Source organism: Amycolatopsis sp. CA-211722 (genome assembly GCF_056828465.1).
This window is the reverse complement of record NZ_CP184752.1, coordinates 5,689,350-5,711,761: the sequence shown is the minus strand read 5'-3', so window position 1 is coordinate 5,711,761 and position 22,412 is coordinate 5,689,350. Positions and strand designations below refer to the sequence as shown.

Below are 22,412 nucleotides of genomic sequence, written 5' to 3'. Positions count from 1 at the left end.
CGATCGGCTGGTCGAGCGTCAGCCTCGGGAACCTCCCGTCAGGCGCCGGGTTCCTCCTGAAGGGCCCGCACCTCGACCCTGCTGCGCAGCGCACGCGAGGCCTGCTTGGCCCATTCGATCGCGACATCGTCGTTCTCGGCCTCGATGATCCAGAAGCCACCGAGATACTCCTTGGCCTCCACGAACGGGCCCGGGGTCAGCACCGGGCTGTCACCGGAGTAGTCCACCGTCGTCGCGGTCGACGGCGGCTGCAGACCACCGGCGGTCACGAACGCGCCCGCCTCCTCGATCGCGGTGTTGAACGCACCCACCGCGGCCATGATCTCCTGCAGCTCCGCCGGATCCATGTTCTCCATCGTCGGCTCCTCGGCGGAGTCGTGGGGCAGGCTCAGAAAGTACTTCGTCATCATCGTCTCCTCGTCGTCGGTGATACCCGAAACGCTATGCCGCGCCACCCCGCCCCCGCATCGGTCATCGTGACCGATATCCGGCGAACGCCTGCTGATTCCGGCCAGTACAGTTCGCCGGGCAAGGAGGAAGGATCACGGTGTTCGTCGAGATCGTCTTCGTGGGGCTGCCGATCGACCGCGACGAGGTCGAGGAGGCTCTGGTGGCGGCGTTCGAACTCGACGGCGAGGTCACCGGCGCGGGCGGCGGCCTGGGCAGGTGCCATCTCGACCTCGAGATCGTGCCGGGCTCGGACCCCACCGCGGCCTTGGAACGGCTGCGGGCGGTGCTGTCCGAGCTGGGTGTCGCGGACTGTGCGACCGTGACTGTCGGCGAGTGATCAGACTGCCGTTTCGCGGCCATCCGCCGCGGCGGCGCCCGTCCTGACATCACCGACCAGCGTGGCCGTCGGGGCGGCGTAGGCGGTGGGATGAACCCGGGTTTCCTTTCCGCGGTGCCGGATGCGGATACCCCACGCTTCAGCGATCGTCAGCGGATACTCACCCGCCGGGCCGGCGGCTCTCGGACAGCGCTCCAGCGGGGATCAGCCTATCTCGGCCAAGACAGGCAGGGACGGATGCGCTCCGTGCCGCGTCACGACGACGGCGGCCACTTTCGCCGCGAAACGGCAAGCCGCCACCACGTCCGCGGTGGCCGGCTCACCGGGAACCTCCGCGAGCCGCGCGGCGAGCGCTCCGACGAACGAATCTCCCGCGGCGGTGGTGTCCACGGCCCGTACCGCGACGGCCGGGACGCGGGTGGACGACGACTCGTCGAGGACGGCACAGCCCTCGGCGCCCAGTGTCACGATCACCCACCGGCATCCCGTGGCGAACAGTTCGGCACCCCCGCGCCGCAAACCGTTGCCGTCGAACGGATCCTGACCGGTGAGCTGACGGAACTCGATCTCGTTCGACACCACCACGTCGCTGAGCGGCACCAGTTTCCCGGCCACGTCGCCGGCGGGCGCGGTGTTGAGCACGGTCAGCACGCCACGCACGCGAGCGGCCGCGAAAGCGCGTTCCGTCGCTTCGGGCGCCGCTTCCAGTTGGCCCGCGACGACCCGGAGCCCCGGCAGTTCCTCGATCGCCGCTTCGGCCGCGGCCGCCGGTATGTCGGCGTTCGCCCCGGACACGACGACGATCGAGTTGGCACCCTTCGCGTCGACGGTGATCGCCGCTCGGCCGGTGGGCAGCGCGGACCTGCGCACGTGGGTCACGTCCATCCCTTCGGCGCGCAGGGCTTCCAGGTACTCGTCGCCGTCCTCGTCCTGGCCGACGCAGCCGATCACGGCCACCTCCGCGCCGAGCCGGGCGGCGGCGACCGCTTGGTTGCCGCCTTTCCCGCCCAGCTCCCGGTGCGTCGAGAGGCCCATCAGGGTCTCCCCCGGCTCCGGGATGCGCGGCGTCTTGACGATGTGATCGACGTTGAGCGACGCGACCACCGCTATCGCGCGGCTCATGCGGTCAGCCACCGGGCCGGGACGTCTCGCATCAGCCGGGCCACGGCTTCGGCCGCGACGCCTTCGGCTTCGAGCAGATCGGCGAAGATGGTCGGCACGAAGACGAGCCCGTTCCCGCCGTTGAGCGTCCACATCTGTTTCAGGAACAGGTCGTGCGACAGCATGATCTGGTCCCCGAAGCCTTCGCGCACCCACCTCGCCACGGCGCGGGCGGTCTGGGAAACCGTCGGAGCGACGCCTTCGCCGGGGAACGAGATGTCGAGTCCGATCATGTCGAACTCCAGCAGCACACCGCGTTGGAGAAGCTCGCGTTGATATCCCGGGTCCTCACCGGACGGATCGCTGTGCGCCAGCGCGACTTTGCCTGGAAGCGCACCGCATTCCTCCAGCACGAGGTCGAGCACTTCGTGCCCTCGGCGCTGCCACCCCGGCAGGTGGATGTTCAGCCCCACGGACGGCCGCTCCGCCTGCGCGAGCGCGGCGGCCCGCAACGAGGCCCGCTCCCCGTCGGTGAAGAACGGTGAAACACCGACCTCGCCGATGACACCGGCGCGGATCCCCGTCTCGCCGACGCCCTCGTCCAGTTCGGCGAGGATGAGCTCGGCCTGCGCGTCGACGGTGACCGCGGTGATGCGCTCTCCCTCGAACTTCTCCAGGTACGCGCCGGTGCCCATGACGATGGTGACCCCGGTGGCCTCGGCGACCGCCGCCAAGGCGAGCGGATCCCGGCCGATCGCCGCACTTCCGGTCGCGTCGACCAGCGTGCCACCGCCCGCCGCGGCGAAGGCGGTCACCTCGCGCACGACGCTCTCCCGGTCCTTCGCCGCCACGTTGTCGGCGCAGCAGTAGGGATCCTGGCGGAGCAGGAATTGCCACCCCGGCCCCACTTCCGCCTCGGCGAGCCGCCGCGTGGAGACATAGGAGGGTTCGGCGACCGCGGAGGACAGGTCGTTGAAGAGGTGCTCGTGCGGCAGCACCAGCCCGAGCTCCGCCGCGTCGACCGCGCCGAGGACACCGCGCACCTCAGCCACGGCTCACCTCGGCGGGCTGAGCCGGCACCGCCGGTTCGGCCGTGTGCCGGGAGGGGATCATCGCGATCGCCGCGGCCGCCAGCGCCACCACCGCGCCGATGACGGTGACCAGGTGCAGGCTGGACCCCGCCGCGGGAGCGACGACTTCGAGCAGCAGCGATCCGATGAGCTGCCCGGCCGTGGAAGCGAGTCCCAGCAACAAAAGTCCGAGGCCACGCACCAGCAAGGCCATCAACGCGATCGACATCAGGCCGAGCGGTCCGCCGAGGTACATCCACCAGGTGCCCGGCAATGCGAAGTGCGCACCCGAGACCGCCATCCGCACCACGTACACCAGACCCAGCGCCACGAAGCCGATGAGGAAGTTCCAGGTGATGGACACGAACATCGAGCCGGACAGCAGGCCGACCTCGGAGTTGCCGGCGGGCTGCCAGCCGGCGAGCAGGCCGCCGACGAACGGCATGATCGCCAGCGCGATCATGTGCGGGGCGGACCAGTTCGGGGACACCACCAGCACCGTGGCGCAGATGGCCAGGATCGCCCCGGCCACACGCGGCGCGCTCATCGCCTGTTTGAACGGCACGCCGATGCCGAGGCGGTCGCACACCACGCCGGAGATGACCATGCCGGAGATCAGCGAGGTCTGGAAGATCGCCACCCCGAGGAAACCCACCGTGACACCCTCGGAGAGCACGATCACCGCGCCGCACAGACCGGCGAAGAAGTTCCACCGCGGGATCTCGCCGCGCGCCAGCTGACCGGGCAGCCGGAAGAACGCGTCGCGCGTCCGGGTGCGCGCCAGCACGATGATCAGCATCAGCACCAGGCCGGTGCCGAAGGACACCAGCGCGGCGGCGTGCCCGTCGGCGAGCGCGGTACCGAGGTGTCCGTTGACGAGCGACTGCAACGGGCCGAGCATTCCGGCGAAGACGGTCGCGATCGTCAAGACGACGACGGAAGCCGCGCGGCCGGTGGGTGACGTACTCATCGAATCCTCCTTGATCCCGAGTGCGCGGCTCAGTTTTCGCGACCGGCGAGCCAGGTCGTCGCCTGCGCGAAGAGCTTGCCGTAGCCGTCCCAGTCCATGAACTCCTCCGGGGCCCAGTGCGGGGAGATGTCCGAGGTGAACGCGAGCGTGCGGCCGCGGCCGACCTGGCGCGCGGCCAGCATCACGTCGCCTTCGACGGTGGCGAGCAGCTCGGCGTCCGGCTTCAGCGTGGTGTGCTGGTAGCCCAGCAGGATCGGCCACTCCTGGTCCAGACCGTCGACCACCGGGTGGCCGGGCCGCACGACCTGGGCGCGGACGCCCTCCGGTGTCTCGACGCGGTCGTCGTACGGGTCGATGTCGACCGGGAGGATCTCCTCGATCGGCGTCCGGTGATAGTTGGCCTTGCCCTCGAAGCCCTGGAAGCTCAGGTAGCCGCCGGCCATCATCAGGCCGCCGCCGTTCGTGACCCACTCGCGCAGCAGTTTGAGCCGGTTGGGCGTCGGGCGGCCGCGGGTGAAGGTGTCCGGATGCAGCAGCAGCGTGTTGGAGCCGATGTCGGAGAGCAGGACGACGTCGTAGGCGTCGAGTTCCTCCAGCGTCCGCGGGAATTTCTCGGCGACGTCGTGCGAACGCAGGTGAGTCACCTCGACCCCTTCCGCCGCCAGCGCCGCCAGCAGCCGCTCGCACCCGATCTCCACCTGCGTGTGCGCGAACGGGTCGTATCCCTTGTGGTCGATCGTCGCACTGACCCACGACTCCCCGGCTAGCAGGACCTTGACCATCGACGACTCCTTCGAGCGAAAGGGCTTAGCGTAAGTTGCGCAACATAGCGCAACGCGGCCAATATAGGATGCGTCGCAGTCGCCGTCAACGCTCAACGGGGAGGAGCCGGATGTCGCTGGCGAAGGTGGCCCGCGAGGCCGGAGTGGCCGTGTCGACCGTGTCGAGATACGTCAAGGGAGAGCTCAACGTCGCCCCCGAGACGGCCCGGCGCATCGACACCGCGCTGTCGGCCCTGGGGCATCCGCCCGTCCGGAAACAGGTGACCGGCCTCAGCCTCGGCCTGGTGGTCCCGTCGCTGGACAACCCGTACTTCTCCACGCTGGCGGACGCGGTGGTCGACGCCGCCGCGGCGGACGGCATGGACGTCCTCACGACGCTCACCGGCTCATCGCCGCTGCGGGAGCGCGCCGCCGTCGAGCGCCTGATGCGGGTGCCGGACGTGGGCGGACTGGTCTACCTGGGGATGAACAACACCAACGAAGCCTTCGCGAGCAGGCTGGCAGGCGATTTCCCGGTGGTCTTCCTCGACGAGTACGTCGAAGCCACCGGCCCGCGGATCGCGCACGTCACCGCGAACGGTTTCGGTGGCGCCTACCAGGCGACCACCCACCTGATCTCCCTGGGCCACCGGCGGATCGCCCACGTCGGCGGGCCGGCCGGGCTGCGTACGGCCGACCAGCGGGAGGCCGGCTACCGGGCGGCCATGAAGACCCACGGGGTCGAGGTGGACGAGTCGATGATCGTGCGCGGCGCCTTCAGCTCGGCGTTCGGCATGAACTTCTTCGCCCATATGGCGCGAGCCGGCGCGGTGCCGACGGCCGTGTTCACCGCCAGCGACATCGCGGCGGTCGGCCTGCTCGAAGCGGCCCGGCGCGCCGGGGTGGCGGTGCCGGGAGACCTGTCGGTGATCGGCTGCGACGGCATCACCCTCGGCGAATGGACCTCGCCGCGGCTGACCACGGTCGCGCAGCCGACGGAACAGATGGCCCGCAAAGCGGTCGACGAGATCACCCGCCTCGCGGCCGGCCGCGCCCCCGCCGACCACGTGCTCTCTATGCGACTCGTCGTCCGCGAATCGACCCAGGAGCACCCCGCATGACCGACGAAGCCCTCGCGTTGCTGCGCGAGCTGGTGCGCCGCGACACCACCTCCGGCGACAGCGCCGCGCAGTCCGCCGCGCAGGAGCTGGCCGTCGCCTACGCCACCGCGACCGCGGGCGTACGCGTGCTGCGCCGCTCCACCACCGGGCGGCCGTGGGTGCTGCTCGGCAGCCATTCCGGCGACGGGGCGTTGTTCGTGTGTCATATCGACACCGTCCCCGTCGGCTCCCCCGCACTGTGGGAACGCGCCCCGTTCTCCGCGGACGTCGACGAAGAGTTCCTGCACGGCCGCGGCAGCGTCGACATGAAGGGCGGGCTGGTCGCCGCGCTGGCCGCGTTGCGCAACGCCGTGGAAGCCGGTGCCTGCGCACAGGTCCTCATCACCAGCGACGAAGAGATCGGCTGCCTCGGCGCGACCGAGGCTTCGGCCTCGCTGGACTTGACGCCGCGGATCGTCGTGGTACCGGAAGCGACCCGGAACCACGTCGCGCTCGGGCACCGCGGCGCCACCTGGCTTCGCCTCACCGCGAACGGAAAGGCAGCGCACGGCTCCACACCCCGGCTCGGCCGCAACGCGATCAGGTTGCTCGCCGACCGGGCTCTCGGCGCACTCGATTCCCTCCCGCTGGCCGCCGACGACTACCTGGGCGAGGAAACCGTCAACGTCGGCACCTTCGAGGGCGGGACCGCGACGAACATCGTGCCCGCGTCGGCCGTTCTGACGCTGGATGTGCGCACTGTGGACGGTGGAGCGCCGGCGATCGCCTGGGCTTCCTCGCTCGACCCGGCCGTCATCGCGGAGGTCGACCTCGATCTGCCCGCCGTCCGGACCGCCCGCCTGCCCGAGCTGCTCGCCGGCCAGACCACCGCGTCCGCCGCCACCTATTTCACCGACGCCTCGGCTTTGGCCGGGTCGGTGGGCGGAGCCCCGATCGTGATCTGGGGTCCGGGGGATCCCCGGCAGATGCACGCGGCCAACGAAAAGCTGGAGCTGGAATCCTGGCGCCAGTCCTCGCGCGATTATCTACGGCTGGCCCTGTCCGCCGCGCGCTGACCGTCCACTGTGTACTCCTGCCCGGTGGAACATCTCAGGACGGCTGGGAGATCGCCCGCTCGGGCAGCAGGAACCGAAGCATCCGTTCGAAATCGTCCGGCGTGGGCGGATCGTCGGTCAGGAGAGCCTGCAGAAGCAGTCCGTCGATGGCGCCGACGAAAACCTGCACTCGGGTGGGATCGGCGGTGTAGCGGGCGGCGAAGTCCGCGACCGCGGCCAGCCAGCGGTTGGTCGCGGCGCGGAGGGAGGTGTCCTTGGCGGCGAGCAGGTACAGCTCGTACTCGGCGAGCAGCGGACCGGTCTCGCGGACGACTCGCGCGAGCAGTTCGGCCAGTGCGCGAAGGCCGTCCGCGCCGTCGTCGGTGGCCTCCGCGAGCGCCTGCATCCGAGCGGCGTCGGTGTCCATGCAGCCGGTGAGCGCGGCCCTGAGCAGTTCCTGGATGCTGCTGAAGTAGTAGGAGGCCGAGGTGAACGGCTGTCCGGCTTCCCTGGCGACACTGCGGTGGCTGACCCCGGCGACCCCGTCACGGGCGACTACGCGCAGGGTCGCGTCGATCAGCTCACGTTTCCGCCGTTCGCCCTTGAGCCGGCGCCCGTCGGTGGTCGTCTCGTCCAGTGGAACACCTCCTCGTCCGACCTGTGCGGGCCCAACGATACCCAGTCACACCGCGGGGACCGGCTTCTCCTCGCCGGTGGCGATCGCCTTGGTGAGCAGCGGATAGCCCGCCAGCCCGATGACCACCGCGAGAAGACCGGCGACCAGGGCGACGTAGAAGCCCGCCTCGGCGCCCGCCGTGTCGACGACGCCACCGGAGATGGCCGCGCCCGCCGCGACACCGACGTTCAGCCCGGTGATGGCCCACGTCATCCCCTCGGTCAGGGCGGCGGCCGGGACGATCTTCTCCACCAGCGTCATGATCACGATCATCGTCGGCGCGAAGAACACACCCGCGAAGAAGATCGCGACGGCGAGTCCCGTGATACCGGAGACGACGAGCAGCGGCAGCGTGGTGATCGCGGTGCCGGTGACGCCGAGCAGGAGCAGCCGCGGCAGCGGCACGGTGAGGTTGAGCGTGCCGAACAGCAGACCCGACACGGCGGAGCCGACCGCGTAGACGGAGACGACGATCCCGGCCGCGGCCGGGCTCCCCTGCTGTTCGGCGAACGCGACGCTGACGACGTCCACGGTGCCGACGATCGTCCCGCCCGCGACGAGCGCGAGCACCAGCACGAGCACCGACGGCGACTTGATCACCGTGCCGTTGCCGGAAGCGGCCGCGTCGTGCACCGGGGGTTCGGTCGAGCGCTGTGCGGTGAACAGCAGGCCACCGATCAAGAGCAGGACGGCGGCGAGCAGCGGGCCCGCCTGCGGGAACAGGGTGGTGCACAAGGCGACCGAAAGCGCCGGGCCGATCACGAAGGTCATTTCGTCGACCACGGACTCGAACGAGAAGGCGGTGTGCAGCCGGGGCGAATCACGGAAGATCACCGACCAGCGGGCCCGGATCATGGCCGCCATGTTCGGGATGCAGCCCGCCGGGACGGCGAAGACGAACAGCAGCCAGGCGGGAGCCCCGTAGCTGGTCGCCAGGAGCAGCCCGCCGAGCGCGGCGACGCTGATCCCGGTGGCGGGCAAGAGGATCCGGCTCTGACCGCGACGGTCGATCAGCCGTGACACCTGCGGGCCGAGCAGGGCCATGGACAGCGTGAAACAGGCCGAGACGGCTCCGGCGAGCGTGTAGTCGCCGCGAAGCTGGGAAAGCATGGTGATGATGCCGATGCCGACCATCGGCATCGCGACGCGGGCGACGAAGCCGGCCGCGGTGAAAGCCAGGGACCCTCGGGCCGCGAACAGTTCGCGGTACGGGTTAGCCATGACGGATCCTTCGTGGTGTGAGGCCGAGACGGACCAGGAACTTGAACGAACGTTAGAGATTCTACAGCTCACCTCGACCGGTCACGTCAAGGAGGAAGTGACGCAGGTCACTCGATCTGCCGGGAGAGCTGTATCCAGCGAAACCGGTCGGCGACGTAGGCGGAGTCGCAGAAAGTGGCGTTGGCGGCGGGCGACGCCGCGCCGTGGAAGTCGGAGTAGACCGCCGACTGACTGAGGAACCAGTCGCCGGTGAGGTTCGCCGTGACGGAGACGCCCAGGTCGGCCCCGAGCGCCTCCCACACCTCGTGGCGCCGGGTGTGTGTCCCGATGACGTACGCGCCCTGCCGCTCGACGATCTCGCGCGCCACCTCGACCGGATCGTCGGCGACGGTGACCTGGAAGACCGGTCCCGGTTTGCCCGGCCGGTCGGCGGCCCGGTCCTGGCCGACCCGCACCAGGCCGGGCGAGCGGACCCGGGCCCGCGGGAAGCCGGGGTGCCGCACCGGGCCGGGCGCCAGAAGGACGTCTTCGGCCGGATCGATCTCGTCACTCGAGGGATCCACCAGCGCGCCGAGCAGATACGCCGCGGAGTCCTCTTCGGCGACGATCGCGCCGATCCCGGCGATCAGGTCCGCGATCACCCGGTCCGGGGCGAGGACGCCCGAGCCGGTTTCGACGCCGGTCACCGGGAGCACCACCGTCCGGATCGAGGCGGGCAACTGTCCACTGTAGAGGCAGAGCGAGGTGGCCGTGTTCCGGATCAGGCCGCGGTAGTCGCCGGTGGCCTCGATGACCAACGGGGTGGCGCCATGGCTGTGGTAGCGGCCGGTGCGCGGCACCGCCGTCCCCGCACCGTCCACCATGGACACGAGCGGGTGGCCGCTCAGGTCGTCCCCCGGGGCCAGGCACACCAGGTCCGGGGAGAAGCCGCTTCGTTCCAGCACCGAGCGAGCGGTCCGCACCACCAGCGCCAGCGGAAGGATCGCGCCGGGATGCGGGGTGAGCACGACGGCGTTACCCGTGGCCAAGGAGGCGAACAACGGCGGGAAACCGTTCCACAGCGGGAAGACGTCGCAACCGTGCACCAGCCCGATCCCGCGCGGCACGGCGCGGAACGACTTCGCCAGCGAGATGCCCGCCTTGGTCCAGACCACGTTCCTGGGCACCCGGGTCTGCTCGACGGTCGCCATGGCGACCGCCTCCAGCGCCCGGTCCAGCGCGTGCCGCGTCCCGTGCCAGGCCATCAGGGTCCCGTGCCCGCTCGCGTGCATCGCGGCGTGCGCCAGATCCCCGGACAACTCCTCCAGCGCGAGCACGATCCGTTCGCAGACCTGGGATCGCACCTCGATCCCCGCGTTCGCCCAGCCGGGGACGGCGGCCCGCATCGCGGGCAGCAGGACGTCGGGATCCAGGCGCGGATAGGTGATCCCGAGGTCGAAACCGTACGGGGACCGTTCACCGCCGACGGTGCCGATCGCACCCGGCTGGCCGAGGTCGAAAGGCGAGCCGAGCAGCGCCCGGAACCGCCCGTCCCCCGAATCGAACAGGGAGACGTCCTCGGAAAACGGTGTCCAATAACGGTTTCGGGTGGCCATCTCGGCGATGGCCCGTTCGACGAGCGTGGCGGTCATGGGTGTCCTCGACGGTGGGAAGGCCGCGGCCGTGCCTGGGGGACGAACGGCCGCGGCCTGGCTTCACGGGCGGGTCAGCGCGGTGAACCGGCGGTCGAGCAACCGGTCCGGGAGCAGGCGGGCGAGGCGGGCGGCCGCCCGGGAGTCCTTGCCGACGCGGTAGCGGGTACGCGGACGGCGTGCGGTCAGCGCGTGCAGCACGGCTTCGGCGAAATCGTTCGCCGAAGTGGTGCTGGCGCGGGCGCCCGCTTCGTTCGCCTTGAGGAACCGTTCGAAGGGGACCCGGTAATGGCCGCCGCGGGGCGAGCCGTCGAGGACCGATCCCGACGTGTCGGCGAGCTTGCCCCAGATCGGGGTCAGGATCGCACCGGGCTGCACCACCGAAACGCTTATCCCCCAAGGGGCCAGCTCACGGCGCAACGCGTCGCTCATGGCCTCCTTGGCGAACTGGGCCATCGCGTACGGACCGAGGTAGGGCACCACCAGGCTGCCGAGACCGGAGGTCACGTTGACCACCCGCCCCCTTGCCTCCCGCAACTGCGGCAGGAACGCCTGGGTGACCGCGACCTGGCCGAGGACGTTCGTCTCCAGCTGATCCCGGAGCCGGTCGGCGGGCACGCATTCCACCGGTGCGGACACACAGATGCCCGCGTTGTTCACCAACGCCTTGGCACCGCCCGCCCGTTCGCCGACGGTCTTGGCCGCCAGCACCAGCGACGCCTCGTCGGTGACGTCGAGGTGCACCGGGATCACCGACCCCGCGGGCGCTTCCGCGGCCACCGACTCGCCGTCCGGCAGCCGGCGCACGCCGGCCACCACGACGTGGCCCTTCCTGGCGAGGGTGAGCACGGCCTGCCTGCCCAGCCCGGACGATGCCCCGGTCACGACCACCGCCCCGGTCACGACGCCACCGCTTCCAGGCCGGGGAAGGCCAGCGTCGCCCGCGCCCGTTTCACCAGCACCGAACGCGGGATACCGCGCATGTACAGGTACCGGTAGAACCGGCGCAGGGGCGGCTCGATCTGTTCCATGTCGCTGATCGCCCGGGAGTTCGCGACCATCGCCCTGGTCCGTTCACGCCGCGCGTCCTCGTAGCGGCGCAGCCCGGCCACCGGGGTCTCGGCCGAGGCCACCGAATGCGCGAGGACGACGGCGTCCTCGATGGCCATGCACGCACCCTGGCCGAGGCTGGTCAGCATCGGATGGGCCGCGTCGCCGAGCAGCGTGACCGGCCCGTCTCCCCACGATTCGAGGAAGGCACGGTCCCGGCTCGGCACCGCGATGATGTCGTCGCCGTCGGTGCGGGTGATGGTCGCGGTCACCTCCGGCGCCCATCCCTCGAAGACGCGCTCGACGTCGCCACGGTCGCCACGCCAGTCCGCCGACCGCTCGGCCGGCATGTTGAGCGTGCCCCACCAGTAGATCCGGCTGCCGACGTCGACCAGGCCGAATCGCCTGCCGGCACCCCAGTAGTGCCCGATGTAGCCGGGAGTCACCTTCGGGTGCCGGTAGCCGGTGAGCGCCAGCCAGCAGACATAGCCGCTGTCCCTGGCCACCTCCGGACCCGCGATCCGCTTGCGCACCACGGAGTTGAAGCCGTCCGCGCCGATGAGGAGGTCCGCGGCGACGGTCTCGCCGTCGTCGAACTCGACCACCACGCCGCCGTCCTCGTGGCGGTAGCCGGTGACGGTACGGCCCAGCCGCAGCGCGCCGGTGTCGAACGCGTCGAGCAGCGCGCCCTGCAGTTCGGTCCGGCTGATGCACACGCTGGGGGCGCCGAACTCGTCGCAGATCTCCGCGAACGGCATGTCGCGCATGAGACCGCCCCCGGCGGTACGGATCTCGAAGCGGCGGACCACCGCGCCCCGTTTCTCCAGGCCGAGGTCGATGCCGAGGCCGTCCAGCGCGGCGACGGCGTTGCTCATGACCGACAGGCCGGATCCGGCGGCCAGCAGCTCGGGCGCACGTTCGTACACGGTGGCGTCGATGCCGAGGCGGCGCAGGGCGATGCCCGCGGTCAATCCGCCGATACCGGCGCCGACGACGATCGCGGTGGTCACTTCCCCACCTCCGCGTGGTCGAGCGCGCGAGCGATGACCTTGGCGACGTACCGCACGTTGGGTTCCTCCATCAGATCGAGGTGGTCGCCCGGCACGTCGACGATGTCGAGGTGCCCGCCGGTCCACCGGGTCCAGCCATTGCCGGGATCGCGGTGCTGCGTTCCCAAGGTGTCGTGCATCGGCGCGAGGACCGGCGGAAGCGGGCCGGTCGCGTGCAGGAGGGTCATGTCCTGGTCCACCACCGGCGGCCGGTAGTTCCGCAACGCCTCCCAGTGGGCCGCGAACATCGTGAACAGCCTGCGCACCAGCGCGCCCGTGCTGCCCGGTGGCAGGACTCCGGCGTCGACCGCGAGGTCGGCGATGAAGGCGAACTTCTCGTCGCCGGTCAGGTCCTCCGGGATGGTGGTGACCGGGGCGGCGCCGCCGTGCTCCAGCCAGAGCAGTTCCCAGAAGAACCAGCGGATCAACGCGTCCGGATCCGCTTCGGACCGGCCGTCGTCCGACGGGGCGATCGAGTCGATCAGGAGCAGATCGGCGATCTCCTCCCCCGCCTCCCTCAATTGCCTTGCCACTTCGAAGGACACGAACCCGCCGAAGGACCAGCCTCCGATCGAATACGGGCCGTTCGGCTGCACCCGGCGGATCGCCGTGACGTAGGCCGCGGCGATGCGCTCGACCGAGTCGATCGGTTCGCTGCCCGGGTCGGTCCCCGCCGCCTGGAGCCCGTAGACCGGCAGGCCGGCGGGCAGGTGGCGGGCCAGCGGGAGATAGCAGAGCACGTTGCCGCCCATGGGATGGACGAGGAACAGCGGACGGCCGTCGCCACGGTTGATCGGGACCAGCGGGTCGTATTCGGCCCGTGCGCCGCCGGTGCGCAGCAGCGCGGCCAGGTCGGCGACGGTCGGCGCGGCGACGAACGAGCCGAGCGGGACCGACACGCCATACCGGCGTTCGATCAGGACGACGAGCCGCATCGCGGTCAGCGACGTGCCGCCGAGCGCGAACACGTCGTCGCGCACGCCGATCCCCGGTACTCGCAGCAGTTCCTCGACCATGCCGAGCAGGACACGTTCGTAGTCGTCACGGGGCGCGACCGGCGGCTCCGTCCGGACCGTCCGCAAGGGTGTCGCGCGCAGGGCGCGGTCGTCCCGTTTGCCGCTGGGGGTGAGCGGAAGCGCGTCGATCCACTGCACCTGGCCCGGGATCAGGTGATCGGGCAGCGTGGCCCGCAGCTCCTTGCGGATATGCGCGGTGAGGTCGGCGTCCTCGGTGCCGACGAGGAAGGCCACCAGGTGGGCGTCGGTAGCGTCGCGGCGAATCGCGACCACCGCGACGTCGTGCACCGCGTCGCCGCCCGCCTTGGCGATGGCGAACTCCACCTCCGCCGGCTCGACGCGGAACCCGCGCACCTTGACCTGGCTGTCCGCCCGGCCCAGGCAGGCCACGGCCCCGTCCGGCAGCACGATCCCGAGATCGCCCGTGCGGTAGAGCCGCTCCCCCGCGCGCAGCGGATGGGGCACGAACCGCTCGTCGGTCAGGTCCGGCCTCCCGACGTACCCGTCGGCGAGGCAGACACCGCCGAGGTGGATCTCCCCCTTCGCGCCGGGCGGGACCGGCCGCCTCCGTTCGTCCAGCACCAAGACCTCGGATCCGGCCACCGCCGTGCCGATCGGCGGCAGCGCCGGGAAGCGCGCCGGATCACCGGTCAAGGTCGAGGCGGTGACGACATGCGACTCGGTCGGGCCGTACTGGTTCTCCACGACGACCCCCGGGAGGCCGGCGCAGAACCCGCGGATGGATTCGGTGACGCGCAGCTGTTCGCCCGAAGAGTTGATCACCTTAAGCGCCGAAGGGACGATGCCGAGGGTGACCGCGGTTTCGGCGAGCTGCTGCAGGGCGACGTACGGCAGGTAGATCCGCTCGACGCGCTCGCCGTCGATGAGCCGCAGCAGGCCGGGCAGATCGCGCCGGGTGTCCTCGTCGACCAGGACGAGCGTGCCCCCGCCGCAGAGGGTGGAGAACACCTCCTGGAAGGAGACGTCGAAACTCAGCGGAGCGAATTGCAGGGTCCGCCCGCCGACGGCGCCCGACGGCCGGCTGTTCTGCCAGGCCACCAGGTTCGCCAGTGAGCGGTGCGGCATCGCCACCCCCTTAGGCTCCCCGGTCGAGCCGGAGGTGAACAGCACGTACGCGGTGCTCTCGGGCACCGGGCCCTCGAGTTCGGCCGCGGGCGGCGTCGCCAGCAGCGCGTCGACGTCCAGTACCGGTGTCTCACCCGCGATCCGCGCGTGCTCCGGCCCGGTGATGACCGCGACGGGCGCGGCCTGCCGCACCATGGCGGCCAGCCTGCCCTCCGGGTAGCCGACGTCCAGCGGGAGACTCGCGCCGCCTGCCAGGGCCACACCGAGCACGGCGGCGACCAGTCCGGCGGACCTCGGCAGCGCGATACCGACCGGCGCGCCGCGGCGAAGGCCCGCGGCGAGCAGACCGCCCGCGATGGACGCGGCGCTCTCGTGGAGCCGCCGGTAGGTCCACTCTTCGCCGCCGTCGATCAGCGCGATCGCGCCGGGGTGGTCCTCCGCCCGCTCGACGAACCAGCGCGCGACGGTGTCCTCCGGCGCGGCGGCCGGCGCGGTTCGCGGCGAGCCCGCCTCGGCCAGGAAGTCGAAACCGGCCTCCTCGTACGGGAACTCGACGATCCGTTCCAGCACGCCGGCGTACGCCTGCTCGAAAAGCGCCGCCTGCGCCGGGGTGATCGACGCGCCGTCGTAGTCCAGCCGCAGGTACAGGCTGCGATCACCGGGATCGGTGAACGCGTTGACGAGCAGGGTGAACTCGGTCTGTTCCCAGGTGCGGAACTCGCGCAGCAGCACCCCGTCGGTGGTGTACAACGGCTCCAGCACATGGAAGTGGACGTAATTGAACGCGGTGTCGAACACCGGCTCGCCGCCCTGGCCGTCCTGGATCGCGCTGAGCGGGTAACGACGGTGCGGATGGTCGTCCTGTTCCCGGCGGAACGCGGCGCGGACGGCGTCCAGCCAGGTCCCGCCGGTGTCGACCCTGGTGGGCAGCGTGTTGAGGAAGAGACCGACCACGCGTTCGGCATGGGCCCGCTCCGGCCTTCCGTGTGTCACCAGACCGGTGACGATCTCCGGGGAACCGGTGAACAGCCGCAGTGCCAGGCAATGCGCGGCGAACAGCACCGATTTCACCGGCACCGCGTGCTCCGCGGCGAAACCCCGGACCGCGGAGGTCAGCCTGCCGTCGATGTCCAGCCGGTTGGTGAAGAAGCCGCCGTCTCCCGGGCCGGTCATCTGCGCGGTCGGCTCCAGCCTCGTCCTCGGCGCGTCGTCGAGCACCGCCGCCCAGTACGCCGCGTCCACTTCGGACTCGAGGGCGGCGCGCTCGGCCTGCGCGTACTCGGCGGGCGAGGGCAGCTCCGGCTCCGGGACGGCCGGGATGTCCTTGCCGATGCCGTGCAGATAACCCTGGACGATCTCGCGCAGGACGTTCGCCATGCTTCCGCCGTCGAGGACGGCGTGGTGGAAGCTGACCACGAGTTCGACCGAATCCTGCAGCAGGTGCACGCGGAACAGATAGAGGCCGGGGACGTCGAACCGGTAGTCGTGGAACCGCCGTTCCTCGATATGCCGGGCGATCTCGGCCTCCGCGGCTTTCGCGGTGTGCTCACGCAGGTCGACGATCTCCAGGGTGCCGCTCACCGACGGATGCACCACCTGCAGCGGCTCGGCGTGACCGGCGAGGGCGAACGAGGACCGCAACGCCGGATGCCGGGCCACGACCCGCTCGACCGCGGTGACGAACTCCGGCTCGGACCATTCGAGCTCGAAGCCGTACCGGAAGACGTCCCGGTAGAGGGCCGATCGTTCGTTCCTGCGGCTGTGGAACAGCATGCCGAGCTGCAACCTGGTCACCGGGAAGGCGTCGTCGGCGCCCGCCAGTCTGCTCCTGTCCACTTTGGACACGAGGGCGAACGGAGCGGTGCCGGGGTCCGCCGTGTCCGCTCCCGTCCCGGCGACCGAGGCGAGATCGGCGACGGTCGGGTTGCGCAACAGGTCGCTGAGCGAGAACCGCACTCCCCGTTTCCCGGCCTCGGCACGGACCCGCAGCATGAGGATCGAATCCCCGCCGAGGACGAAGTAGTTGTCCCGCACTCCGACCGAGGGGACCCCGAGCACGTCGGCCCACACCTCCGCCAGCACGGCCTCGACCGGGCTGGACGGTTCACTGGAGCCGACGGTGACGGCGCCGGGCTCGGGCAGCGCCCGTCGGTTCGTCTTTCCGTTGGGCGTCAACGGGATCCGATCGATCCGGAGGAAGCGGGACGGGATCATGTAGTCGGGCAGCGACTCGGCCAGTCCCGCGCGGAGAGTCGCGGGCGCGATCTCGGCGCCGTCGCCGGACACGTAGTACCCGACGAGATGGGTGCCCTTGACCTCGTCCGTCCGGTCGATGACGACCGCCTCGCGCACCCCGGCCAGCGCGGCGAGCGCGTCGCGCACCTCGCCCAGTTCGACCCGGTTGCCGCGGATCTTCACCTGGTCGTCCAGTCTGCCCAGGTATTCGAGGGAACCGTCGGAAAGCAGGCGCGCGAGATCTCCGGTCCGGTAGATCCGCTCGCCGGGCGCGAAGGGCGCGGCGACGAACTTCGCGTCGGTCAGTTCGGGGCGATCGAGGTAGCCACGCGCCAGGTTGATCCCGGCGACGCACAGTTCGCCGGGCAGCCCCGCGGGCTGGTGGTTCCCGTGCGGGTCGAGGACGTAGAGCGACGTGTTGTCGATGGGCTTGCCGATCGGGACCCGTTTCGGCGCCCGGACCGCCAGCGTGTCGCAGTCGTGATAGGACACGTCGACCGTCGCCTCGGTCGGCCCGTAGAGGTTGACCAGCCGCACACCGGGGCCGAGCGTCCGCGCGCAGAGTTCGACGTGCCCGGGCGGCAGGGCCTCACCGCTGCAGAAGATCCGCCGCAGTGAGCCGAGGTCCGTCCGGCCGGGCCGATCGCCGATCGCGCGCAGGAACGGGCCGAACATCGACGGGACGAAATGCAGCACGGTCACCCGGTGCTCGGCGATCCTGGCGATGATCCGCTCCGGATCGCGCTGCGCCCCCGGGGCCAGCAGCGAGACCGCCGCGCCCTCGATACCCCACCAGAACAACTCCCAGACCGACACGTCGAACGATGTCGGCGTCTTCTGCAGGACGACGTCGCCGGGACCGATCGGGTACGCGCGCTGCATCCACGCCAGCCGGTTGACGACCGATCGGTGTTCGACCATCACCCCCTTGGGGTTTCCGGTCGTGCCCGAGGTGTAGATGACGTACGCGACGTCGTCCGGTCCCGCCTGCCGGCCGGGGCGGGCGGCAGGGCCGTGGAGGAGATCGGTGACCGGGACACCGGGCACGTCGATCCCCGGCCCGGTGAGCGTCACCTTCGCCGCGCTGTCGGTCAGCAGGAACGAGACGCGGTCCGCGGGATAGGCCGGGTCGATCGGCACGTAGGCCGCGCCCGCCTTGAGCACCCCGTACAGGGCGACGATCAGCCGAGGGTCGCGCTCGTGCAGGACCGCGACCCGGTCGCCGGGACCGATACCGCGCTCGATCAGGCCGCGGGCCACCTGGTTGGCCTGTGCGTCCAGTTCGGCGTAGGTCAGCGCGCCGGCGACGGCGACGGCGTCCGGAGTCCGATCGACGACGTCTTCGAACCGCTCGACGACGGTGCGCTCGACGTCGTGCGCCACCGAGGGCCCCGCCGTCACCGCGGCGAGGAAGGCGCGCTCGGCCTCGCTGGTCATGACGAGACCGGTGACCGGCCGGGCCGGTTCGGCGAGCCCGTGCCGCAGGAGCGACAGCACGTGGCCCGCGGCGGCCTCGATGGCGAGGTCGCCGTCGAAGACGTCGGCGGCGAAGGCGAAATCGATGTCGATCCCGCCGTCCGGCGTCGTGTGCAGATGGATCGCCAGCGCGTCGCTCTCGTGCGCGGAGGCCGCGTGCGTGGTCGCCCGGCCCACCCCCGGGATCTCGACGGGCTCCGGATGACGCAGGTACGAAACGGTGACGTCGAAGAGTGTGCGCCCGCCCGCCGCGGGCAGCTCACGGATCAGGTCGCCGAGCGCCAGCCGTTCGTGGTCCTTGAGCAACGACGTCGCGGCGCGCACCTCGCCCGCGAGGTGGCGCAGGGTCTGACCGGAATGGACGAACAGGCGCAGCGGCAAGGTGTTGGCGAACTGGCCGACGACCTCTTCGGTTCCGTGCGCGGCCCGGTTCAGCAGCGGTACCCCGACGACGACCTCCTCCGCGCGGTGCAGCCGGGACAGGTAGACCGCGACGGCGGCGGTGAAGAAGGAGAACGGCGACTCGCCCAGCTCCAGCATGCGGCCGACGGTGCCGGCGTCGAGGCGTTCCCGGTGCCTGCCGCCGTCGACCGCGGCGACCTCACGGCTGAACAGCGCCGGGGTGGCGTCGGCCAGTTCACCGAACAGGGCCCGCCGGTCCCGGACGTGTTCCTCGGAAGCCCGGTACTCCGCCTCCGTGGCCAGGAAGTCCACATAGGACGGTGCGGAGGGCTGCGGGGTGCCCGCCAGGTCGGCCAGCACGGAGTCCACATAGAGCGTCAGCGACCGGGTGTCGGCGACGATGTGGTGCGCTTTGACGACCAGTACCGTGTCGTCGCCGTCGGCCAGTACCGTGACCTCGGCCAACGGACCGTCGAGCGCGACGGCGGTCCGCGCCGCTTCGCCGATCCAGGCGTCGGCGCCATCGGGTGGGGTGACGACGCCGACCTCCGGCAGGTCGGGGCCGACCCACTGCTCCGGTGTGCCGTCCCGGTCCGCGATCCGCAGGCGCAGCGCTTCGTGCCTGCCGAGGCCGGCTCTGGCCCGGTCCGCCAGCGCCGCCCGGTCCACGTGACCGGTCAGCCGTTCGGCGATCACCACGGTGAACTGCGGGTGGTCCGGCCGCCTGACGGCCGTCGCCCAGATGTCACGTTGATACGCGGACAACGCCAGGTGCATGAAATCCCCCATCGGGTGTGGTTTACGGGAATCGGCACGATGCATTCGACGAGCCGTTCAAGAGCGTGTCACCGGAACGGGGATTTCTCGATGCCCGCGACCAGAAGAATGCCGCGAATGGCCATCTCGATAACGGTTTACACCGTCGACCACCCCCGGCCGTGAGGCGGCTCACAATACCGGGGCGGAAACGAAAAAAAGGCGTCCGCCCTTTCGGGCAGACGCCGTATCCACTGCGGACAAAAGGCCTCGGTCGGCCGGATTTCTCACCGGCCGGACATTACCGGCAGGTGAACCGCGGCCCCGTGACTCAATAGCGCGCGGTCAGGTGGCGGAACCGGGAGCGGACCGGATCGAGCGCGGACGCGACCTGATCGCCGATTCGTTCCGGGCAGGCGACCAGAAGGGAAACCCGATCGCTCGTCGCGACCGGATCCACGCGAACCACTTCTTCGCCGGGCTGCACGTGCGCGAGCAATTCGGCGACACGTCCGCGGGCACCGTCCAGTGTGCCGACCGTCGCCGGGCTCATGGTCCGCAGTGCGCGGCGTACCCGCTCGTCGTCGAACCTGGCGCCCTCGGTGAGCACCCGGAACGCCGCGATCGCGGGCGAGACCACTGGGTCGGACGCCGCGATCGCGGCCAGCACCCGCCGGACGACCTCCTGGTCCACCGCGTACGCCAGCCGTTGCCTGCTCACCACGAGCAGCCACACCGCCGATCGGTCCGGCGCGGCGAGCCCGGCCTCCGTCGCGTCGCGCAGCACGTCGAGCGCGGCCCTGTCGAACGCGGTTTCCAGGCAGGCCAACGCGTTCGCGGTCTGCGCCGCGAGCCGGGCGTAGGTGGTGGCGAACACGTCGGCGAGCCGCGCGCGCATCAGGCCGGATTTCTCCCGGCCGAGCGCCCGCGGGACCGTCAGCCGCACGACGTCGAACCGGCCGACACTCTCGGCCAGCGGAATCCCGTGGTGGGTATAGATATCGGGTTCCCCGAGCGCGCGATGACGCGGGTCCTGGACGGTGATCCGGAGCGTCCGGTCACGCTGGAGATCGGCGCGGAGCTTGAGGACGAACGAACGTCCGTCCAGTTCGATCAGGTGCATGCCGCCGCCGACCCGGGTGGCTTCCGGCGCCTCGCGCAGGACAGCGCCGGCGGCCAGTTCGAGCAGCGCGTCCTCGAAGCGATCGAGGCTCTCGGTGAAATCGCCGTGCGACGCTCCGCAGAGCGGCTTGCCGAGACGGGTCAACGCGTCCGGGGACGGATCCGGCGCGGGACTCTTCAGCAGCCGCAGCTCGGCGCGGGGCGCCGGGACCGGCCGGTGGGCGCGCTCCCCGCCCACCATCCTCATCGCGGGCCGAGGGCCTCCGGTCGCCTCGTACCAGAGAGCGCGGAAGCGTTCCGGGTCGCCGCGCAGGAAACCCACCACGCGCTCCAAGGACTCCCACGACAGCAACTGCGGAGTCCGGAAGAGTTTCGAAAGCGTGGTGTGACTGCACCCGACACCCCGGGCCATACTGCGCAGACTCGGCCAGCCGGCCCGATGATGCAGGTCGTGCAGAGCGTCCTGCAGATTCTTGACCGGGCCTTCCGGCAAAGGCGGTTTCGTCAACGGCTTCACCACTCGCGCCCTCCAGCGTCACTTTTGTGGCGCGTCACCGGCCGACGCCGGGCTCACTCCGCCACACCCCCGGGCCGCCTGGTCCAGACGGCTTTGAAAGTCTAACAACTGTGCAAGTAACTACGAGTCTAGCGACGCATGCGATCATCCGACCAACACCGCGCGAACATTCGACGAACCGCATTTCGTTCCCTTGAACGAAATGCGGCGCGCGGAGTTGTCAACCGATGTCACCCCCCTGCCGCAGCCGGTATCGACGTCGCCTTACCCCGGGGAATTCGCCGAAATCGCAGCGGCAGGCGGGTTCCACTCAGGAAACCGCACCGATCACGGACCGCCGCCGTCCTCCAGCGTCGGCCCGACGGCATCCTCGCGACTCCGCTCGACACTCGCGGTCCATCCCAGGATCCGGAAACCTGAGCGACCGCTGTATGACGAAGGGGATTTTCCCCGCAGGCGGCAAGTCGAACGTCCGGCGGCACGTTCGCATCGGCCCCAAACCGTTACCCGGCCAGGCGGCGGACGAGGAAACGCCGGAGCCACGTTCCGCGACTAGTACAGCGAGTGACCAGAACGCTACGCACGATCTAGTCGTGAGAACTGGTTCCCCCGGACGCCATGGGTTCCAGCTCCTGCCGCCGGACGGGGGAAGAATGCGCCGGACCTTCGTCGTCACCGACGTCGTTCGTCCTGCCGGGTACGAAAACCGGCTCAGGACGGTGCTCGACGATCTCCACGACGGCGTCGGACCGACCCTCGCCGTCGCGGTGCTCGGGCTGCGCGCGGCCCGCGATCTGCTCGGCCGCGACCGGGCCGGGGCCGAGCGCCTCCTGGCCCGGCTCGAGGAGGAACTCCACGGAGCCATCACCGAGTTGCGCCGCATAGTGACCGACGCGCGCCCGCCCGCGCTCGACGAAGCGGGCCTAGTCACGGCCGTGCGCCGGTATGCCGGGCTGCTCGCCGAACGCGTACCCGCCGAACACGGCCCGCTGGCCGTGGCGGTCGAGGTCCGCGGTGAGCTGCCGCCGCTGTCGGCCGAGGTGGAGGTCGCCGCGTACCGGATCATCCGCGAGGCGCTCGTGAACATCGCCCGCCACTCCGGCGCCCGGCAGTGCGCGGTGCGTCTCTGGCCGCTGGACGGCGATCTGCGCGTGGAGATCGTCGATGACGGCGTCGGCCCCGGCGGTGAGGCGCCGCCCGTGCTCGGCGGGACCGGGCTGCGGTCGATGCGGGAACGCGCCGCCGGCCTCGGCGGCGGCTGCGCGATCGAGCCGGTGTCCTCGGGCGGCACCCGGATCGCCGCCTGGCTGCCGCTGGCCACCAAGGAGTGA

General features: G+C 70.8%; 16 protein-coding genes and 1 pseudogene. 4 read left to right on the top strand and 13 right to left on the bottom strand.

Translation table 11 applies throughout. The annotated features are described in order from the left end of the window. Nucleotides 1-38: 38 nt before the first annotated feature. Nucleotides 39-407 (bottom strand): YciI family protein, encoded by a 369-nt coding sequence (locus ACOCEP_RS27165; RefSeq protein WP_482331845.1) that lies wholly within the window; start codon nt 405-407, stop codon nt 39-41. Nucleotides 408-547: 140 nt separating this feature from the next. Here ACOCEP_RS27165 and ACOCEP_RS27160 point away from each other — a divergent pair, with 140 nt between their 5' ends. Further along, the gene (locus tag ACOCEP_RS27160) at nt 548-787 is read left to right on the top strand and encodes a hypothetical protein (protein ID WP_482331844.1); all 240 of its coding nucleotides are present in this window, start codon (nt 548-550) and stop codon (nt 785-787) included. Between the two features lie 204 nt (nt 788-991). Here the strand turns inward: ACOCEP_RS27160 and ACOCEP_RS27155 are convergent, their stop codons facing one another. Genes ACOCEP_RS27155 through ACOCEP_RS27140 form a run of 4 tightly spaced genes read right to left on the bottom strand, consistent with a single transcriptional unit; the run spans nt 992 to nt 4,710 of the window. After that, nucleotides 992-1,909 carry a ribokinase gene (locus ACOCEP_RS27155; protein WP_482331842.1) on the bottom strand — a complete coding sequence of 306 codons (918 nt, stop codon included), beginning with the start codon at nt 1,907-1,909 and terminating at the stop codon, nt 992-994. Next, nucleotides 1,906-2,940, bottom strand: a complete 1,035-nt coding sequence (locus ACOCEP_RS27150; protein ID WP_482331841.1) for a phosphotriesterase family protein — start codon at nt 2,938-2,940, stop codon at nt 1,906-1,908. The genes ACOCEP_RS27155 and ACOCEP_RS27150 overlap by 4 nt, the downstream gene beginning before the upstream one ends. Then, nucleotides 2,933-3,928 (bottom strand): DMT family transporter, encoded by a 996-nt coding sequence (locus tag ACOCEP_RS27145; protein WP_482331840.1) that lies wholly within the window; start codon nt 3,926-3,928, stop codon nt 2,933-2,935. The genes ACOCEP_RS27150 and ACOCEP_RS27145 overlap by 8 nt, the downstream gene beginning before the upstream one ends. Nucleotides 3,929-3,957: 29 nt before the next feature. Further along, a complete protein-coding gene (locus ACOCEP_RS27140; RefSeq protein ID WP_482331839.1) occupies nt 3,958-4,710 on the bottom strand; it encodes a glutamine amidotransferase in 753 nt (250 codons plus the stop codon). Nucleotides 4,711-4,820: 110 nt separating this feature from the next. On the opposite strand from ACOCEP_RS27140, the gene ACOCEP_RS27135 reads away from it, so the two are divergent. Both ACOCEP_RS27135 and ACOCEP_RS27130 read left to right on the top strand, forming a co-directional pair. Then, nucleotides 4,821-5,810, top strand: coding sequence for a LacI family DNA-binding transcriptional regulator (locus ACOCEP_RS27135; protein WP_482331837.1), 990 nt, complete (start codon nt 4,821-4,823; stop codon nt 5,808-5,810). After that, nucleotides 5,807-6,865, top strand: coding sequence for a M20 family metallopeptidase (locus ACOCEP_RS27130; RefSeq protein WP_482331836.1), 1,059 nt, complete (start codon nt 5,807-5,809; stop codon nt 6,863-6,865). The genes ACOCEP_RS27135 and ACOCEP_RS27130 overlap by 4 nt, the downstream gene beginning before the upstream one ends. A gap of 34 nt (nt 6,866-6,899) precedes the next feature. On the opposite strand, the gene ACOCEP_RS27125 is transcribed toward ACOCEP_RS27130, so the two are convergent. The 8 genes and pseudogenes from ACOCEP_RS27125 to ACOCEP_RS27090 form a co-directional block, all read right to left on the bottom strand. Further along, complete coding sequence (locus ACOCEP_RS27125) at nt 6,900-7,271, bottom strand: TetR/AcrR family transcriptional regulator (protein ID WP_482331835.1); 372 nt, start codon at nt 7,269-7,271, stop codon at nt 6,900-6,902. Between the two features lie 72 nt (nt 7,272-7,343). Continuing rightward, a pseudogene (locus tag ACOCEP_RS27120) lies at nt 7,344-7,409 on the bottom strand (TetR family transcriptional regulator); the annotation flags it as partial. Nucleotides 7,410-7,526: 117 nt separating this feature from the next. Continuing rightward, entirely contained in the window at nt 7,527-8,741 is a 1,215-nt protein-coding gene (locus ACOCEP_RS27115; protein ID WP_482331833.1) for an MFS transporter, read from the bottom strand. A 107-nt stretch (nt 8,742-8,848) separates the two neighbouring features. Next, nucleotides 8,849-10,372, bottom strand: coding sequence for an aldehyde dehydrogenase family protein (locus ACOCEP_RS27110; RefSeq protein WP_482331831.1), 1,524 nt, complete (start codon nt 10,370-10,372; stop codon nt 8,849-8,851). A gap of 63 nt (nt 10,373-10,435) precedes the next feature. Continuing rightward, nucleotides 10,436-11,275 (bottom strand): SDR family oxidoreductase, encoded by an 840-nt coding sequence (locus ACOCEP_RS27105; protein ID WP_482331830.1) that lies wholly within the window; start codon nt 11,273-11,275, stop codon nt 10,436-10,438. After that, a complete protein-coding gene (locus ACOCEP_RS27100; RefSeq protein ID WP_482331829.1) occupies nt 11,272-12,432 on the bottom strand; it encodes an FAD-dependent monooxygenase in 1,161 nt (386 codons plus the stop codon). The genes ACOCEP_RS27105 and ACOCEP_RS27100 overlap by 4 nt, the downstream gene beginning before the upstream one ends. After that, nucleotides 12,429-19,475 carry an amino acid adenylation domain-containing protein gene (locus ACOCEP_RS27095; RefSeq protein ID WP_482331828.1) on the bottom strand — a complete coding sequence of 2,349 codons (7,047 nt, stop codon included), beginning with the start codon at nt 19,473-19,475 and terminating at the stop codon, nt 12,429-12,431. Before ACOCEP_RS27095 ends, ACOCEP_RS27100 begins: the two co-directional genes overlap by 4 nt. Before the next feature lie 298 nt (nt 19,476-19,773). Continuing rightward, the gene (locus ACOCEP_RS27090; protein ID WP_482331827.1) at nt 19,774-21,072 is read right to left on the bottom strand and encodes a hypothetical protein; all 1,299 of its coding nucleotides are present in this window, start codon (nt 21,070-21,072) and stop codon (nt 19,774-19,776) included. A gap of 602 nt (nt 21,073-21,674) precedes the next feature. Between ACOCEP_RS27090 and ACOCEP_RS27085 the strand changes: the two genes are divergently transcribed. Beyond that, a complete protein-coding gene (locus tag ACOCEP_RS27085; RefSeq protein ID WP_482331826.1) occupies nt 21,675-22,412 on the top strand; it encodes a sensor histidine kinase in 738 nt (245 codons plus the stop codon).

Excerpts from the sequence above, each read along its gene's own strand:
- ACOCEP_RS27115 (WP_482331833.1), bottom strand. The coding sequence starts at position 8,741 with ATGGCTAACCCGTACCGCGAACTGTTCGCGGCCCGAGGGTCCCTGGCT.
- ACOCEP_RS27125 (WP_482331835.1), bottom strand. The coding sequence starts at position 7,271 with ATGGACACCGACGCCGCTCGGATGCAGGCGCTCGCGGAGGCCACCGAC.
- ACOCEP_RS27130 (WP_482331836.1), top strand. The coding sequence starts at position 5,807 with ATGACCGACGAAGCCCTCGCGTTGCTGCGCGAGCTGGTGCGCCGCGAC.
- ACOCEP_RS27155 (WP_482331842.1), bottom strand. The coding sequence starts at position 1,909 with ATGAGCCGCGCGATAGCGGTGGTCGCGTCGCTCAACGTCGATCACATC.
- ACOCEP_RS27165 (WP_482331845.1), bottom strand. The coding sequence starts at position 407 with ATGACGAAGTACTTTCTGAGCCTGCCCCACGACTCCGCCGAGGAGCCG.
- ACOCEP_RS27110 (WP_482331831.1), bottom strand. The coding sequence starts at position 10,372 with ATGACCGCCACGCTCGTCGAACGGGCCATCGCCGAGATGGCCACCCGA.
- ACOCEP_RS27140 (WP_482331839.1), bottom strand. The coding sequence starts at position 4,710 with ATGGTCAAGGTCCTGCTAGCCGGGGAGTCGTGGGTCAGTGCGACGATC.
- ACOCEP_RS27135 (WP_482331837.1), top strand. The coding sequence starts at position 4,821 with ATGTCGCTGGCGAAGGTGGCCCGCGAGGCCGGAGTGGCCGTGTCGACC.
- ACOCEP_RS27095 (WP_482331828.1), bottom strand. The coding sequence starts at position 19,475 with ATGGGGGATTTCATGCACCTGGCGTTGTCCGCGTATCAACGTGACATC.
- ACOCEP_RS27145 (WP_482331840.1), bottom strand. The coding sequence starts at position 3,928 with ATGAGTACGTCACCCACCGGCCGCGCGGCTTCCGTCGTCGTCTTGACG.